Below are 16,303 nucleotides of genomic sequence, written 5' to 3'. Positions count from 1 at the left end.
AGGCGGTTTTTGCTCACTTTTTGACAAGACAAAAAGTGAGCCGCCGTAAGGGCGGAAAGGTGACTGTGCGCCACCCTAACTATTGAATACCAACTCAATATAAATGCCCACACTTATACTCAAAGTTCAAAGTTCAAAGTTCAAAGTTCAAAGTTCAAAGTTCAAAGTTCAAAGTTCAAATCCCGCCGAGTTTGATTCAAAATCCGGGTGACTACTAAGCGCCCGCCCACAAACCCCACTCCCACCTCCCATAAAGTCCCCACCGACAATACCCATTGACTGTACCACCCACCCCCTCCGCATAATCCCCAACCCACCCGGAGGCACCATGCACAAGACAATCCTGGTCCTGGTCGAAACCGTAGACACCTACCTACCCCTGCTGACCAACGCCGGCTACCACCTGATCCTCGCCCAAACCCCCGACCTGCGCGCCCAAGCCATCGAGCAAAACGGCCCCCGCATCGACGCCGTCCTCACCCGCGGCCCCCTCGGCCTGACCGCCCAGGAAATCGACGCACTGCCCAACCTGCAGATCATCTGCGTCATCGGCGCCGGCTACGAGCAGGTCGACCTGCAAGCGGCCCACGCCCGCCACATCACCGTCACCAACGGCGCCGGCGCCAACGCCGATGCCGTAGCCGATCACGCCATGGCCATGCTCCTGGCCCTGCTGCGCAACATCCCACAAGCCGACGCCAGTACCCGGCGCGGCCAATGGCAGCGCGTGATCAGCCCATCGGTCACTGGCAAACGCCTGGGCATTCTGGGCATGGGCGCCGTTGGCCGGGCCATCGCCAAGCGCGCGCATCAAGGGTTCGACATGCCCATAAGCTACTACAACCGAACACCACGTCCGGCATTGCCCTACACCGGCTATGACAGCGTCCTGGCCCTGGCCGGGGCAGTCGATATTCTCGTGGTCGCCACACCCGGCGGCGCCGATACACGCCACCTGGTGGATGCACAGGTGCTGCACGCACTCGGCCCCCAGGGCTACCTGGTCAACATCGCGCGGGCCAGCGTCGTCGATACCCAGGCGCTGACCCAGGCACTGCGGGGCGGGCAATTGGCCGGTGCGGCCCTGGACGTGTTCGATGAGGAACCTGACGTTCCCGACACCCTCAAGTCGCTGTCGAACACGGTATTGACGCCCCATGTCGCCGGACAATCGCCAGAAGCGGCAGAAGCCACGGTGACGTTGGTGCTGCGTAACCTCGATGCTTTTTTCGCCGGCAAGCCAGTGCTGACACCAGTGCTTCACTAAGCCTCACACTGCCAAGTGCCTGCACAAGGGCAGGCAACAAGGAGCGTATCCATGCAACTTGAAATCTTCCAGGTCGACGCCTTCAGTGCCGAACCCTTCGGCGGCAACCCGGCTGCGGTCATCCCGCTCGATCACTGGCTACCCGATGCCGTGCTGCAGCGCATCGCCGAGGAAAACAACCTTTCCGAAACGGCGTATTTCGTACGCAACGGCGAGGCGTTCGACCTGCGCTGGTTCACGCCCACCGTGGAAGTGGACTTGTGCGGCCACGCCACGCTGGCCTCGGCCTACGTGTTGTTCGAACACCTCAATGAACCGGCGCAGGTGCTGCGCTTCAATACCCGCAGCGGTGAACTGCGGGTAACTCGTCAAGCGGACGGCCTGCTGGCCATGGATTTCCCTGCTCGCCAACCAGAGGCCCAGCCAGTGCCAGCCGGCCTGCTGCAGGCGTTGGGCCTGCACCAGGCGTTGGCGGTATATCGCAGCGACGACTACGTGGTGGTGGTCGATGACCCTGGGTTGCTCGACACCCTCACGCCAGATTTTGTCGCGCTGGCCGGCTTTGACGTGCGCGGCATCGCCGTGACGGCGGCGGGGCGTGGGTTCGATTTCGTAACGCGCTGGTTCGGGCCACGCGTGGGGGTCAATGAAGACCCGGTGACCGGTTCGGCCCATACCTCGCTCGCACCGATCTGGGCACAACGGCTAGGCAAGCAGTCGCTTGAGTGCGAGCAGGGCGGTGCGCGCAAGGGCCAGCTGCGCTGCGTGCTGCCGGGCAATGGCCGGGTGATCATCAGTGGGCGGGCGGCGTTGTTCATGCGCGGTACCGTCTACCTATAGGACGGCCCTGTCGTCACGGACAATGCGCGAGCCGACACCAAGGCTTGCCAAATCCTGGCAATGCTGCGAAAAGGACGGCATTTTCGTAGCGGCTGGAGCCTGCGCATGAACCAAGAACTGCAGATCATCGACCTGGTCGAGGGTGACGGCAAAGCGGCCGTCAAAGGTGCCCTGATCACTACCCAATACACCGGATGGCTGGCCGATGGCACCGAGTTCGACTCCTCCTGGTCACGCGGCAAGCCGTTTCAATGCGTGATTGGTACCGGGCGCGTTATCAAGGGGTGGGACCAGGGCATCATGGGTATGCGCGTTGGCGGCAAGCGCAAGCTGTTGGTGCCGGCGCACTTGGGCTACGGGGCGCGTAGCGTCGGATCGATTCCACCTGATTCGGACCTTGCGTTCGAAATCGAGCTGCTTGAAGTGCTGACGCGCGACGACTGACAGGACGGCCCCGTAATGCCCGTGCCAGACGCCTGGCACCCTGGCAGCGGGGAACAAAACCGGTTTTCGGCACTCTGAACCGAACCCGTCGTCAAGGAAGGCACTCACTGCAAAAGGCGCTCTGTGCCCGTCCGGGCGATGCGCGGGTGACCCGTTTGTCACACGAGCCTGCATTGATGAAGTTGATTCCACACCTGCATCGTCGCCGTCATTGGTTGCTGGGCCTGGCCCTGACCGCCGTAGGCGTACCGCTGGCGCTGGATGCCGTCGAGAGCCGCGCGCAACCGGTCGATGGCACCCAGACCCTGGTGTTTCTGCGCCATGCCGAAAAACCCGGTGAAGGCTTAGGCCAATTGAACTGCCAGGGCCTGAACCGTGCACTGGACCTGGCCACGGTTTTACCCGAACGTTTCGGCAAGGCCGATTACGTGTTTGCCGCCAACCCGTCCCGGCACGTGGAGGAGGGCGCCGATGATCAAAGCTACAGCTACCTGCGTCCGCTCATGACCATCAGCCCCAGTGCCATTCGCCTTGGCCTGCCGGTCAACATCGACTACAGCGCCAACGACACCGATGACCTGGCCGACGAACTGCTCAGCAGCAAGTACCGTAACGCGACCATCTATACCGCGTGGTCTCACGGCTACCTGCCGGACCTGATCAATACCGTCGCGGAGAAGGCTGTCGGCAAGGAGCATGTCATCACCGAGGATTGGCAGGATGGGGATTTCGACACCCTCTATGTCCTGACCCTGGACTGGCACGATGGCAAGGCCAGCCTGCGCAGTCGTAACGTGCGTCAGGGGCTCGATGACGGTGAGCATAGCTGCCCGACCTGATCCGCTGGTACTGTTGAGCCAGGATGCTGAACAGGGATGAACGATGAAGGGGCAGGTGACGGTGATAGGGGGCGGCGTGGTCGGGCTGGCTACGGCCTATGCGCTCGTGCAGGAAGGCCATTGCGTGGAATTGATCGAGGCCCACGACACCTTGGGGGCGGCCACCAGCTTTGCCAATGGCGGTCAATTGTCCTACCGCTACGTCGCGCCACTGGCTGATGCGGGCGTGCCGTGGCAGGCGCTGGGGTGGTTGCTGCAGGGCGATTCCCCGCTGCGTCTGCGCCTGCGTCTGGACCCGGCGCAGTGGCGCTGGCTGTTGGCCTTTACCCTGGCATGTCGACGCAGCGTCAACCGGCGCAACGCCGCCGTCTTGCTTGACCTTGCCCTGCACAGCCAGGCGGTGTTGGCCCAGTGGCGCCAAGTCCAGGACCTCGGCGACTTTGCCTGGCGCCGCAATGGCAAGCTTGTAGCGTTTCGCAGCGAGTCCCAGTTCAAGCGCAGCCGTCTGCAACTGACCGATCCTGATCACCAGCAGGTACTGGGCGCTGCTGAGCTGCGGGCACTGGAACCTGCGCTGCAGGAGTCGCCCTTCGTAGGTGGCGTATTCACCCCGGACGAAGAGGTGGGCGACTGCCATGCCTTCTGCCTGCGCCTGGCCGCCGCGCTGCAAGCCTCTGGCCAATGCCGGTTCCGGCTCGGTCAGCCGGTGACCCAGCTGCTTCACCGTGGGCATCAGGTGGTAGCGCTGCGCCTTGGCCACGAAGAACTGGCAGTCGATCAGTTGGTGCTGTGCGCCGGTTACCGCAGCGCTGCGTTGAAGGTGCCAGGGGTGAACATTCCGATCTATCCACTCAAAGGGTACAGCCTGACTGCGCCGCTAGCATCAGGGCAGCGTGCGCCTGAAATCAGCCTGACGGACTACGAGCGCAAGATCGTCTATGCCCGGCTGGATCGGCAACTGCGCGTTGCGGCCATGGTGGACATCGTGGGGCAGGACGAGGCGCTGGACAAGCGCCGGTTGCAGAGCATGCGACGCCTGGCGCTGGAGACACTGCCCCACGCCGCCGATTATGCCCACGCGGTGGAGTGGGCCGGCATGCGACCGGCGACGCCCACCGGTGTGCCGATCATCGGCGCAACGCCTTATCGCAACCTTTGGCTCAACCTTGGCCATGGCGCGCTGGGCTTCACCCTGGCCTGCGGCAGTGGCCAGCGGCTGGCCAGAATGATCGATTAAGCAGGCCCTGCGCGGGGTCGGTTGCCGATCCCGCGCAGGTTGCGCCGTGGTGCCCTAGCGGCCGAGCCGCATCGGCCAGCCTATGACCTTCTTTGCCCGAGGGGTCGCGTAGGTGCGGACCTTGGACGTACTCAGACCCAGGCGCACCAGCGACTCGGCGATGGTCACCGCCGCGCTGACCCCATCGACCACCGGTACCCCAGTGCGCTGGCGGATCTGCTCGTCCAGCCCAGCCATGCCTCCGCATCCCAGGCAGATGACCTCGGCCTTGTCATCGCGTACGGCCCGTTCGGCCTGCTCGACGATGGCCTCGACGGCCCGCTGCGGATCGGCCTCGAGCTCCAGCACCGCCAGGCCGCTGGCGCGTACCGAGGCGCACCGATCGTAGAGCCCGGAGAGTTTGAGGCGGTCCTCGATCAAGGGCACGGTACGGTCCAGGGTGGTGACCACCGAGTAAGCGTGGCCCAGGTACATGGCGGTACTGGCGGCGGCATCGGTGATGTCCACCACCGGCACGTTCAGCAGCTCCTGCAAGCCTTCACGGCCGTGCTCGCCATAACCGGCCTGGATCACGGCATCATAGGGACCCTCATAGGCCAGTACCCGATCCATCACGGCGATAGCGGCCAGGTAACTCTCGAAGTTGCCCTCCACCGATTCTGCGCCGAACCACGGCGTCAGGCCGATGATCTCGGTGCCCGGCGCCGCCACGGCGCGGGCCTGCTCGGCGATGGCCTCGGTGATGGCTTCGGTGGTGTTGACGTTGGCAATCAGGATTCGCATGGGCAGTCCTCCTTGTTCAGTGGCTGCTGTGGTCGACGGCGATGCATTCGCCGCTGACGTCGTGGTAATGACGGTTGCGCGGCGCGATCAACAGGTACAGGGCGGCGGCGATGCCAGCCCCGATCAGCCACGAGAACGGCGCGACGCTGTGGAAGTTGGGGACCAGGGCCAGCACGATGGCCAGCAGGGCCGCCGGCACGAACGCCGCGACCGCGCGCAGGTTGATGCCCTTGGTGTAGTGATACGCGCCGGCCGGGTCTTCGCTGTAGAGCTGCGGGACGTTGATGCAGCCTTTGCGCAGCAGCCAGTAGTCGGACATGATCACCCCGTACAACGGGCCCAGCAATGCACCCAGGCCGGAGAGGAAGTAGACGATCACCAAGGGGCTGTTGTACAGGTTCCACGGCAGGATCAGCACCGCCAGCGTGGCGCTGATCAGCCCCGCGCGGCGGAAGTTGAGGTGACGCGGTGCCAGGTTGCTGAGCACGAAGGCCGGCGCCACGAAGTTGGCCATGATATTGACCGCGACCGTGACGATCAGGAACGACAGGCAGCCCAGCACCAGGAAGGTGGTGTTAGGAATGGCTGCCACGATCTGGGTGGGGCTGTCGATGATCTGGCCGTTGATCTTGAATTGAGCACCGCACAGCACGACGGTAATCACGGCAAACACCAGGATGTTCACCGGCAGGCCCCAGAAATTGCCGACGCGAATGGTCTTGCGGCACGGCGAGGAGCGGGCGAAGTCGCAGAAGTTGAGCACCAGCGTGCCGTAGATGGCCAGCCACAAGGCACCGCCGGCAAAGATGTTACGCCACATCTCGTAGCCGCTCAGGGGCTCTGCCACCGACCAGGCGATGCGGGTATCGGCCTTGAAGTACATGAACACCGCCAGTGCCGCGACCGTTACCAGGATGACAGGGCCTGCAAAGGCTTCGTAGCGACGCACCATCTCCATGCCGTAGGCGAGGATCACCAGTTGCACCAGCCAGATAGCCACGAAACAGGCCCAGCCTAGGCTCGAAAGGCCAAGGATGCTGTCGTGGTCATAGGCTGCCATTTGCGGCCAGACGGCGCTGAGCAGCACGCGCAGGACCACCGAGGCCAGGTAGGTCTGGATGCCGAACCAGGCGATGGCGATGACCGCACGTATCAGCGCCGGGATCTGCGCGCCGTGAATGCCGAAGGCGATGCGGCTGATGACCGGGAAGGGTACGCCGGTTTTCTGCCCCATGTAGCCCGACAGGTTCATGAAGAAGTACACCAGGGCCGCGCCAATGGCCAACGACAGCAATATCTGCCAGCCGCCCAGGCCCAGGGCGAACAGGCCCATGGCGAATGAATAGTTGGCGATGTTGTGCACATCGTTGGTCCACAGCGCGAAGATGCTGTAACGGCCCCAGCGGCGTCCGGCGATGCGCGTGGGGGCCAGGTCCCGGTTGTGCAGGCGGGGGCTTAGTGCCATGTCCGGCATCGTGTCGGCCGGGGTTGGGTGGGTCTGGGTGCTGGCGACGGATAGTTCAGGGGCAAGGTTGAGGCTGCTACTCATTCCGGCGGGCTCCTGATGCACGTTGACTGCGATGAGCGGGCAGCGCACGGGCTCGCCATCTCGTCGGTGCAGCGTTGGCATCTCGGGGTTCTGGGCGCGGCGGCCGACGGTCAATCGGCGTCGCGGGTTCTTGTGTATTTATGTTCAGTGAAACTTGTATACAAAACACAGGCACAGGAAAGCCAGTTCCATGCCAGCTCGAGTTGCGCCTCGCTACGGTTATTCTTCAGGAAGCGGATGGATTTGGGTAACAAGCTGAAAAATCAGGCTTTTAAACTGACCATAAAGTCAATAATTGTTTGAATTCATGGGCTTAGTTGATCAGTTGGTCAGCATTAAGTGGGCGCTTCATGTAACACATCGAGGCCTAATTGGTGCAAGTGCACACAAAAATGGCACTTAAGGTGACATTAGTGTGTACAAAAAATAGACAATCCTGGGTGGCTCACCTTCGCGGCCTTGCCATGTAAAATACGCCTCCGCTTACCGATGTGACCTGACATGACCTCTCCGATTGCCGCCCTTGAGCAGCATCTGCTTGCCGCCCTGAACCCCGCCCCTGAAGAAACCCGTCGTCTTTTCCACGGTCGTGGCCGTTGCTGGCCTGGCCTTGAGCAGATCACGGTGGACTGGCTTCAAGGCGTGTTGTCGGTCGCCTTGTTCCGTGAGCCCCCGGAAGGACAATTGGCAGAGCTTGAGGCGATGCTGTTGCGACTGTCGCGCCTTGAGCAGTGGACAGGCCAGGCGATCCTGCTGCAACACCGCTACCTGCCCGACAGCCCCGGTCAATGGCTGGTGGGCGAGCCGTGTCAGCAACGTGAAGTGATCGAGGACGGGCTGACCTACCTGCTGGACCTGGGGGTACGCCAGAACAATGGCCTGTTCCTGGACATGCGCCTTGGTCGCCAGTGGGTGCGTGCCCAGGCCAAGGGGCAGCGCGTGCTGAACCTGTTTGCCTACACCTGTGGTTTTTCGGTGGCGGCGATTGCAGGTGGCGCCGAGCAGGTGGTGAACCTGGACATGGCCAAATCGGCACTGTCCCGAGGGCGCGAGAACCACCGCCTTAACCAGCACGACCCGTCCCGGGTGGCCTACCTGGGCCATGAGCTGTTCAAGTCGTGGGGCAAGGTGCGCAAATACGGGCCTTACGATCTGATCATCATCGATCCGCCTACGTTCCAGCGCGGTAGCTTCGTGCTGACCCAGGACTACGCGAAGATCCTGCGGCGCTTGCCTGAGCTGTTGAATGAAGGTGGGACGGTGTTGGCCTGTGTGAACGACCCGGGCATCGGGCCTGAGTTTCTGATCGAGGGCATGGCCGAGCACGCGCCCGGCCTTGCCTTCGTCGAACGCCTGCAGAACCCGCCCGAGTTTCCGGATGTGGATCCGGCTGGGGGGTTGAAGGCGTTGGTGTTTCGGTTGGGTTGATGGGGCGGGCGGTCCGTCATAGGGACCACAGTCGTGCGGGGCGTTTACTGTGCACGGCAACTGAAGAAATGTCCGTTTAGGTGTGGGCAGATACCAAGATCGTCAGCAGGATCGGCAAATACCACAGCACCGAGAATATCTACAGGGTTTACTGCATGGCGCAATGCTGCACGCGGTCTTTGTAAGTGCGCTTGCTGATCAGAGACGCGACCGCGCAGCGCCATCGAATCACCAGGCTGGCGAAGATGAAGTTGGCGAAAAGGTCCGTGGCCACGGCGTCGCGCCCGTGTCCAGCATCGAGCAGGTTCACCAGGCAGGGCGTGCCTGCAGTGCGTTTGGCGGCCGAACGGCCGAAGGTGGTGAATATTGATAAGCTGGCAGCCCACGCGAGGGTGAGCATCAGGAAGTTACCGGCCAGTAGCAGCGAGTCGGGGGCCGAAAGCGGTTGCCCAGGCGCTTGACTTCCTTGACTGCGCGGTCGGTACGCAAGCGCCAGGCATTCATCAAGTGGAGGGCTAGGTCCAGCCCCTGCTCGGCGCCGTCCAGACCGTCTGCCAGAGCGCCAAGCAGTCCACCTTGCAATACCGGTTAGGGTTCTGCGGGTTGTCCTTTAATGAGGGTGGGATCAGCGCCATAGGTGGGGGCTCGGCAGCCGAGCATCAGGGTAGAAAGAAAATGCAGCACTGGCGTACTCCTTGGTCCGAGGTGAGCAGGGCTCGGTTGCTCAAGGAACTGATTCGCAAGGGAAAGATTTCGATGGAATGTCGGCGCATCCCTTTAAAGAGCTGAGGTGAAGGGCATGCTGTTGTCCAACTGGCGCGATTCCCAGCTGTTCGGCATTTTACTGACCTGTGCTAACAACCTAGGCATCGGGCCGCATGTGCTGATCGAAGAGCTGTCCTTGCATGCGCCCGTGTAGGCCTTCGCCGGGCTGCAAGGAAGTCCGCCTGATGTTTCAGATGCTGCGGGAAGGAGTACTCAAGATGATGAAGCTGTATTGTAAGTACGCCATTATTGAACCTTCACTGTAAGAGCTATCTTACAGATATAATGTCTTATTTAATCTTTATTGCATGAAGATCAAGTATTTTACAATTTTTTATATCTGAAGTTTTGCAATGTAGTTGGCCGTCTACTAGGATCCGAGTTCCTATTTGGCGGCGCTGACAATCAGCGGTCGGCTTGATCAAGGCAGGGGGAATGCCAATGTTTAACAATTACCAGCGATGGCTCGTGTTGGCCGTCCTGTCCTTCGCGTTGCTATTAGTTGCGATCGATATGACGGTCCTTTACATCGCCTTGCCCACACTCACCCATGCGCTTGGGGCATCTACCTCCGAAAAACTGTGGATCATCAATATGTATCCCTTGGTAGTTGCTGGCCTATTGCTAGGCGCCGGCACTTTGGGTGATCGTATCGGTCACCAGCGCCTGTTCGTGGTGGGCCTTGCGCTGTTCGGGGCGGCGTCGCTTCTAGCGGCATTCGCGCCATCCTCCGCGCTGCTCATCCTGGCCAGGGGGGCACTGGGCGTCGGTGCGGCGGCCATGATGCCAGCCACGCTGGCGATCATCAGCCTGACCTTCGAGGATGAGCGTGAGCGCGGTTTGGCCATTGGCGTCTGGACGGCCGTGGCTTCCGGTGGAGCAGCGGTAGGCCCGCTGATAGGGGGGGCGCTGCTCGAGCATTTCTGGTGGGGCTCGGTATTCCTGATCAACGTGCCCATCGTGCTGGTGGCCTTGGTGCTGTCCTTGCTCCTGATCAGGAACACGCCGCAGGCCAACGCCGGCCCATGGGACTTGCTTGGTTCCCTGCAGGCAATGGTAGGGCTCATCAGCCTGGCGTACCTGATCAAGGAATTCGCCAAGCCCGAGCCCTCGCTGGCAGCGGCGCTGGGGGCGTTGGTCGTCTGCGCGGGCTTCGGCTGGTTGTTCGTGCGCGGGCAGCGCAAGCGCGGTTTTCCGTTGATCGACCTGCAGATTTTCCGCAGCCCCGCGTTCTCTTCCGCGGTCATCGCCAGCCTGGCCGCGGCCGGCTGCCTGATGGGCATCAACCTGGTACTGAGCCAGCGCCTGCAATTGGTGGTCGGGCTATCTCCGCTCGAGACCGGCCTGTATTTCCTGCCCCTTTCTGTGGGTGCGATCGTGGCAGGTCCGTTGAGCGGCTGGTTGCTGCCCAGGGTTCGCTGTGACCGGTTCCTGGTGCTTGCACTTTTGATCTACGCCGGTGCCATTGGCCTGTTCATGTACAGTTTCAGCCATTCGGTCGCCCTGCAACTGCTGCTACTGTTCGTCATGGGCGCTTGCGTAGGGGCGAGCATGACCGGGGCGTCCACCACCATCATGGCCAGCGCGCCGCCGGAGCGAGCGGGTATGGCCGCTTCGGCCGAGGAAATTTCCTACGAGTTGGGAGGGGGGTTGGGCATCGCCTTCATGGGTAGCCTGATGTCGGTGGTATACAGCCGCTCCCTAGTAGTGCCCGAGCAGGCCGCCGACGCGGTGCGCCTGCAGGACGGGATCGACAGCGCGCTGGCTGCTGCCGCGCAGATGCCCGCACCGCTGGGGCAGGAAATCGCGATGAATGCGCGATTGGCGTTCGACCAGGCGGTGTCATCGGTAATGATGGCCACCGTGGGGGTGCTGGTGGTGATCGCACTGTTGGTGTTTGTAAACTTTCGAAGGTATCCGACAGCCTCTGCCGAACAGCAAGTTTCTTCTTAATTCAGTCAAATAATGCTTGGCTCGGAACTGTTCGGTTAGTTCCAGGCCCGGATTTGTGCTGCTTTAAATTTGGAAGGATGGCATGCGCCTATTGTTGGGGCAATTGTATGATCAGCGTGCGGCCTCGCATCTGGAACAGCGTTATGTCGGTGACGTCCTGATACCGCAGGAGCATCTTTATGCTGATCATCTGCGTGAGGCCGTCCGGTTTGTCGTGAAGAAGTATCCGGCACTTCGCGGCTGTTTCACGCGCAGCGAAGGCGAATGGCGCATGGACTTTCTTACTGTGGACGAATTTCCCGTGGATCAGGCGTTACAGGTAGTTGCCGCCGCACCCGGGGTGTTGCCTGATGCACAGGCCCAGGCCAGCGTCAACGCACTGCTCGCGACCTCGACCCTGGTCCCTCCCTTGCTGAGGTACATCCTGCATGATGCCGACCAGGCCGAGGACCAGCGCCTGGTGCTTATCTTCCATCACCTGGTCTGCGATGGCATCTCTAGCCGGATACTCTGGCGGGACCTTTCCAGGGCCTATCGCGCCTTGATGCAGGGCTGCCCGCTCGACGACGAGGCCTGCGACAGTTATCCGGCTTTCGCACAGGAACTTGCCCAGTGCTACCGGGCACTGCCCGCCGAGGTGTCGCCAGCGCTCGGCGCCCCGGCACTTGTCGGGGTACTCGACCAGGCGGCAGGAGAACAGGCTGGCAAGGTCCTGGAGCATACCCTCGTGCGGCACTGCCTGCAGTTGGAACCTGAGGCCGTGGATGAGCTACGTCGATGCGCGGCCGAGTGGCAGGTGAGCTTTAGCGACTACATGCTCGGTTGCTGGCTGCAAGTGCTGAGCCAAATCCAGGCTCACGGCTCGGTAGCGCTGATGATGTGGGTCAGCCGATGATGTTGCGCTGTCGGTACTTTGGTCGATCAAACAGCCTGGGTAAACCAGGCTTGGGTTTGCGCTTCATTGACCGCAGTGGGATGACGGGCTGCATTCGATATTGGTCGCAGTAACGGCGTAGCGCTTTGGCGTCGTAGCCCTTGTCAGCAAGCAGCCATTTACAGCGTTTGCGCGGGCGGCCACGTTGGCTCGTTGGAATGCTGACTTCGTCCAGCAGTGGCTGCGCGTAGCTGATGTCACTGGCTTGACCGCCAGAGAGAAGGAAGCGCAACGGTGTCCCGTTGGCGTCGCAGAGCATGTGAATTTTGGTGGTCAGGCCGCCGCGACTGCGGCCTAAAGCGTGATCGGCAGGCTCGTTAGGCCCTCTTTTTTCCCGGCGCCAGAAGAGGCTCGGGTTGCGCGTATTGCGGTGGAGTCGATCATCCAGGTTTGTAGGTCGATCAAGCCTTGCTCATTCAATCCCAGGTGCAGGCGTTTGAGCATCTGATCGAACGCCCCCTGATTTCGCCAGCCCCGAAACCGTTGATACACCGTTGACCACGGGCCGAAACGCTCCGGCATATCTCGCCACGCAGCACCCGAGCAGAGCACCCAGAGCACGCCATCAAGCATCAGGCGATCGCTCAAGCGCGGCCGCCCTCGGCCATGAGTTTGCATAAAGAGATCGGAGACTACGCCTCAGGCCTCGTCCGAGAGTTCGTAACGCTTTGCCATCACAGAATTCCTTTCCGTCGATGGCGGGGGGCTCTACAAAATCTCAGCACTCAAGGCGCGGCGATTGGGTTTCTCGGGATTTCGTACAGAGCCTAGAAGCTAATGCCAGTGAGTTTAGGCTGATGCATTGAGCTTTATCCCCTAGGGTGCAAAATCCGAATACTTGGGGAAAAGTTATCAGTTTTAACATGCGCCAAGCAAAAGCGCTGTCTGCCACTCCGAATGGCATTAAGGCCAAATGCTCTTAAGGAGCTAGGTGCTTTGCTTGATCCGAACATTGTAAAGCAGGTTTTTGAAGCCGCAGTGTTTCGACCTTCCGCAAACGCCGTCTCTCGCTTAAATCTGGTGTTATGCATAATCGGCATAGTGCTATTCCGGCGGGTGCCGGCGTGGGATGTCGTTAATCACATGTATATCATGCCGCCCGGCAAGCGGCCACTCGTGGCACCCAGCGCCTCGGAGAAGGGAAGCGACGACCAGCTTAATGCTTGACCCGATGATGAAAATGCCAGTCAGCTTGACTGACTGGCATTAGGCTAGAAGCCCCGTCACGGCCGACAGTTATTGGTTGGTATAGACCTGGTCAAACACCCCACCATCATTGAAGTGGGTCTTTTGCACGGTGCGCCAGTCACCAAAGGTCTTCTCGACCGAGAGGAATTCAACCTTGGGGAAACGGTCGGTGTACTTGGCCAACACAGTCGCATCGCGTGGGCGCAAGTAGTTCTGGGCGGCGAGTTCCTGGGCGGCCGGGGACCACAGGTATTTCAGGTATTCCTCGGCCACCGCCTGAGTGCCTTTGCGGGCGACGACTTTATCGACCACGCTCACCGGCGGCTCGGCTTCGGCCGACACGCTTGGGTAAACCACCTCGAACTGATCGCGACCGAATTCGCGGGCGATCATTTCGGCTTCGTTCTCGAACGTCACCAGCACATCGCCAATCTGGTTGGTCATGAACGTGGTGGTGGCGGCGCGACCACCGGTGTCGAGCACCGGCGCCTGCTTGAACAGCTTGCCGACGAACGCGCGCGCCTTGTTCTCGTCACCGCCTTGCTTGAGCACATAGCCCCACGCCGACAGGTAGGTGTAACGGCCGTTACCCGAGGTCTTGGGGTTGGGTACGATGACCTGTACGCCATCCTTGAGCAGGTCGGGCCAGTCTTTCAATGCCTTGGGGTTGCCTTTGCGCACGATGAACACCGTGGCAGAGGTGAACGGCGCACTGTTGTTCGGCAGGCGCGTGACCCAGTTGTCAGGGATCAATTTGCCGTTGTCGACCAAGGCATTGATGTCGGTGGCCATGTTCATGGTGATCACGTCGGCCGGCAGGCCATCGATCACCGCGCGCGCCTGTTTGCTCGAGCCACCGAAGGACATCTGCACATTGACCTTCTCGTTATGCTCGGCCTCCCAGTGCTTCTGGAAGGCGGGGTTGTAATCCTTGTAGAAGTCACGCATCACGTCGTAGGAAACGTTCAGCAAGGTCGGGGCAGCGTGGGCCAGGGTGCCGAAGGCCAGGCTGGCGGCGGCCAGCGAGACGGTGAAGAACTTTTTCACGACGCATTCCTTATGGGTATGAATGTTGGGCAATTTGCCAGCGACTATAGCGTCTTGTTCTTCAGGTATTAAAGAATCAATGCGTCTTTGCTTATATGCGCTGGCCAATTGGCGGTTCTGGCAGTTGTCCAGGGGCTTTGCCCACTTAATGACTCGCTCAGCCTTCAAGGTGAGCGAGCCCTTCAGATCGTCAGGGGCGCCTTAGTCAACCGGATTTCGGGAACAACGCATTGCCACACCGGGCACAAAACGCCGCGCCACTTTCATGGGATTTCTTGCTGCAGGTCGGGCAGGCGTGCTGCAGTTGTTCTCCACGCATGGCATTGGCGAGCTCGGCCGTAAAGATCCCGGTCGGCACCGCGATGATCGAGTAGCCGATGATCATCACCAGTGAAGACAGCACCTGGCCCAATGGCGTTCTGGGCACGATATCGCCGAACCCGACCGTGGTCAGCGTGACGATGGCCCAGTAGATCCCCTTGGGAATGCTCGTGAAGCCATGTTCCGGGCCTTCGATCACATACATGAGGGTGCCGAACACGGTGACCAGCGTCGAAACGCTGACCAGAAACACGATGATCTTCTGCTTGCTGCCGCGCAGGGCATCGAGCAGGTAATTGGCCTGCTTGAGGTACGGGCTGAGCTTGAGCACACGGAAGATCCGCAACATGCGGATGACCCTCACGATCAGCAGGTACTGCGCGTCGCTGTAGTAAAGCGCGATGATGCCCGGCACGATCGCCAGCAGATCCACCAGGCCGTAGAAGCTGAACGCGTAGCGCAAGGGCCGGGGCGAGCAGTACAACCGTGTCAGGTATTCGCACAGGAAAATGGCGGTAAAGCCCCATTCGATCGCGGCCAGCAGGCCCCCGTACCCGCGATGCACCTCGTCGATGCTGTCCAGGATGACCGTGACCAGGCTGGCCAGGATGATCAGCAACAGGGTCTTGTCGAAGCGTCTTCCGGCCACGGTATCGCTCTGGAAGACGATCACGTAAAGCCGCTCGCGCAGGCTTGCAGGTTTGTTCATTGGCTCTGTCCATCGTGAAGTCGGCTGAGCCTATGGGGTGCCTTTCAGCTATGCAAGCGCCCCGGTGACTGGCGTTTGCCAAGCTTCAGGTGACGACCGAAGTGGATGAGCCAGCAGGCGGCGACGAAGGGTGCCGTGAGCGCCGGGACCGGCAGCCTGCTCAAAAGCGGCTGCAACGCCAGCGCCAGGCCGATGGCCAGCAGCGTGACCCAGGGTTTTTCCCCTTGTCGGCTGAAGGCCAGGGCTGCCAGGGCTGCGTTGAATCCATACAGCCCCATCCATGCTGACTGCGCATTACCCACGAGCAGTGCCAGGCCTGCACCCGCGGCAGAGCCTATGACCGCCCAGAGACAGGCATACGGATTGGCGATCAATAGGCCGACGATGATCAGCAGCCCGGCCAGGGGTTGATCGAGCAGGAAAATCTGCCCGACCCCTCTTGCCAGGGCACTCGCCAGGTCGGCCTCGACCACCACGGGTGCGCTAGCCGTCTGCACGAATAGCAACGTGCCCCAGCCCAGCAGTACGAAGGGCGCCGTGTAGGCGACCAGCAGCTTGCCCCCCCGCTTGCGCCATTGGTGGGTGATGATGCTGGACAGGCCGGCGGCAGCGATTACCAGCGGTGGCTGGATGATCGACCAGGGCAGCACAGCGCTGATCAACAAACCGATGAGCACGCCGTTGTAGCTGTACAGCCCAGCCTGTCGATCGGCGCGGTCGTAGCCGCGGGCCTGTGCCGCCAGCAGGCCTGCCAGCGCGCCAAGCAGCGCGCCGCCCAGCAGCGCCGGTGCGGTCAACAAGATCGCCAGCAGGCAGCATAGCCCGCACAAGGGGTTACGCAGCAACAGCACCTGGCTGAAGCCGTTGAGCAGCGCCGTGGCCCAGTCGGGGCACGGGTTTACGAAATTTTTGGTGTACATGGGGCAGTCAGTGAGGTGGATGGAAGGGCGGTGGGCCTCTTTGGGCCTCGATTGACCGCAGGTCTGGTACATCGGTGTT

14 protein-coding genes and 1 pseudogene are annotated in these 16,303 nt (G+C 61.3%); 8 read left to right on the top strand and 7 right to left on the bottom strand.

Features of this window, described 5'->3' with window-relative positions:
* Positions 1–328: 328 nt before the first annotated feature.
* The 5 genes from FS767_RS17625 to FS767_RS17605 all read left to right on the top strand — a co-directional run bounded on the left by FS767_RS17625 (position 329) and on the right by FS767_RS17605 (position 4,627).
* A complete protein-coding gene (locus FS767_RS17625; RefSeq protein WP_144967070.1) occupies positions 329–1,267 on the top strand; it encodes a 2-hydroxyacid dehydrogenase in 939 nt (312 codons plus the stop codon).
* 51 nt (positions 1,268–1,318) lie between these two features.
* A complete protein-coding gene (locus FS767_RS17620) occupies positions 1,319–2,107 on the top strand; it encodes a PhzF family phenazine biosynthesis protein (protein WP_144967069.1) in 789 nt (262 codons plus the stop codon).
* A 105-nt stretch (positions 2,108–2,212) separates the two neighbouring features.
* On the top strand, positions 2,213–2,551 hold the full coding sequence (locus tag FS767_RS17615) for an FKBP-type peptidyl-prolyl cis-trans isomerase (RefSeq protein WP_027915980.1): 339 nt from the start codon (positions 2,213–2,215) through the stop codon (positions 2,549–2,551).
* A 176-nt stretch (positions 2,552–2,727) separates the two neighbouring features.
* Positions 2,728–3,390 carry a histidine phosphatase family protein gene (locus tag FS767_RS17610; RefSeq protein ID WP_144967068.1) on the top strand — a complete coding sequence of 221 codons (663 nt, stop codon included), beginning with the start codon at positions 2,728–2,730 and terminating at the stop codon, positions 3,388–3,390.
* Positions 3,391–3,433: 43 nt separating this feature from the next.
* A complete protein-coding gene (locus FS767_RS17605; protein WP_144967067.1) occupies positions 3,434–4,627 on the top strand; it encodes a D-amino acid dehydrogenase in 1,194 nt (397 codons plus the stop codon).
* Positions 4,628–4,681: 54 nt separating this feature from the next.
* Here the strand turns inward: FS767_RS17605 and FS767_RS17600 are convergent, their stop codons facing one another.
* Positions 4,682–5,410 (bottom strand): aspartate/glutamate racemase family protein, encoded by a 729-nt coding sequence (locus FS767_RS17600; RefSeq protein ID WP_058639837.1) that lies wholly within the window; start codon positions 5,408–5,410, stop codon positions 4,682–4,684.
* 16 nt (positions 5,411–5,426) lie between these two features.
* Positions 5,427–6,959: an NCS1 family nucleobase:cation symporter-1 gene (locus tag FS767_RS17595; RefSeq protein WP_058605967.1), complete on the bottom strand. Its 1,533-nt coding sequence runs from the start codon at positions 6,957–6,959 to the stop codon at positions 5,427–5,429.
* Between the two features lie 501 nt (positions 6,960–7,460).
* On the opposite strand from FS767_RS17595, the gene FS767_RS17590 reads away from it, so the two are divergent.
* On the top strand, positions 7,461–8,387 hold the full coding sequence (locus FS767_RS17590; RefSeq protein WP_144967066.1) for a class I SAM-dependent methyltransferase: 927 nt from the start codon (positions 7,461–7,463) through the stop codon (positions 8,385–8,387).
* 148 nt (positions 8,388–8,535) lie between these two features.
* On the opposite strand, the gene FS767_RS17585 is transcribed toward FS767_RS17590, so the two are convergent.
* Positions 8,536–8,787, bottom strand: a complete 252-nt coding sequence (locus tag FS767_RS17585) for a hypothetical protein (RefSeq protein WP_144967065.1) — start codon at positions 8,785–8,787, stop codon at positions 8,536–8,538.
* Between the two features lie 806 nt (positions 8,788–9,593).
* Here FS767_RS17585 and FS767_RS17580 point away from each other — a divergent pair.
* Positions 9,594–11,105 carry an MFS transporter gene (locus tag FS767_RS17580; RefSeq protein ID WP_144967072.1) on the top strand — a complete coding sequence of 504 codons (1,512 nt, stop codon included), beginning with the start codon at positions 9,594–9,596 and terminating at the stop codon, positions 11,103–11,105.
* Positions 11,106–11,187: 82 nt separating this feature from the next.
* Positions 11,188–12,000: a condensation domain-containing protein gene (locus FS767_RS17575; RefSeq protein WP_144967064.1), complete on the top strand. Its 813-nt coding sequence runs from the start codon at positions 11,188–11,190 to the stop codon at positions 11,998–12,000.
* Here FS767_RS17575 and FS767_RS17570 read toward each other — a convergent pair.
* From FS767_RS17570 to FS767_RS17555, 4 genes and pseudogenes are all read right to left on the bottom strand, one after another.
* Positions 11,996–12,657 (bottom strand): annotated as a pseudogene (locus FS767_RS17570) (IS5 family transposase); the annotation flags it as partial. The gene FS767_RS17575 and the pseudogene FS767_RS17570 overlap by 5 nt on opposite strands.
* A gap of 618 nt (positions 12,658–13,275) precedes the next feature.
* Complete coding sequence (locus FS767_RS17565) at positions 13,276–14,274, bottom strand: sulfate ABC transporter substrate-binding protein (RefSeq protein ID WP_144967063.1); 999 nt, start codon at positions 14,272–14,274, stop codon at positions 13,276–13,278.
* Between the two features lie 205 nt (positions 14,275–14,479).
* The gene (locus FS767_RS17560) at positions 14,480–15,304 is read right to left on the bottom strand and encodes an ion transporter (protein ID WP_058605970.1); all 825 of its coding nucleotides are present in this window, start codon (positions 15,302–15,304) and stop codon (positions 14,480–14,482) included.
* Between the two features lie 44 nt (positions 15,305–15,348).
* The gene (locus FS767_RS17555) at positions 15,349–16,224 is read right to left on the bottom strand and encodes an urea transporter (protein WP_144967062.1); all 876 of its coding nucleotides are present in this window, start codon (positions 16,222–16,224) and stop codon (positions 15,349–15,351) included.
* Positions 16,225–16,303: the final 79 nt, after the last annotated feature.

Source organism: Pseudomonas sp. DE0010, from assembly GCF_007680745.1.
GTDB lineage: Bacteria > Pseudomonadota > Gammaproteobacteria > Pseudomonadales > Pseudomonadaceae > Aquipseudomonas > Aquipseudomonas parafulva_B.
Note: the sequence above shows the minus strand (reverse complement) of the source record. Positions and strands in the feature narration are given on the sequence as shown.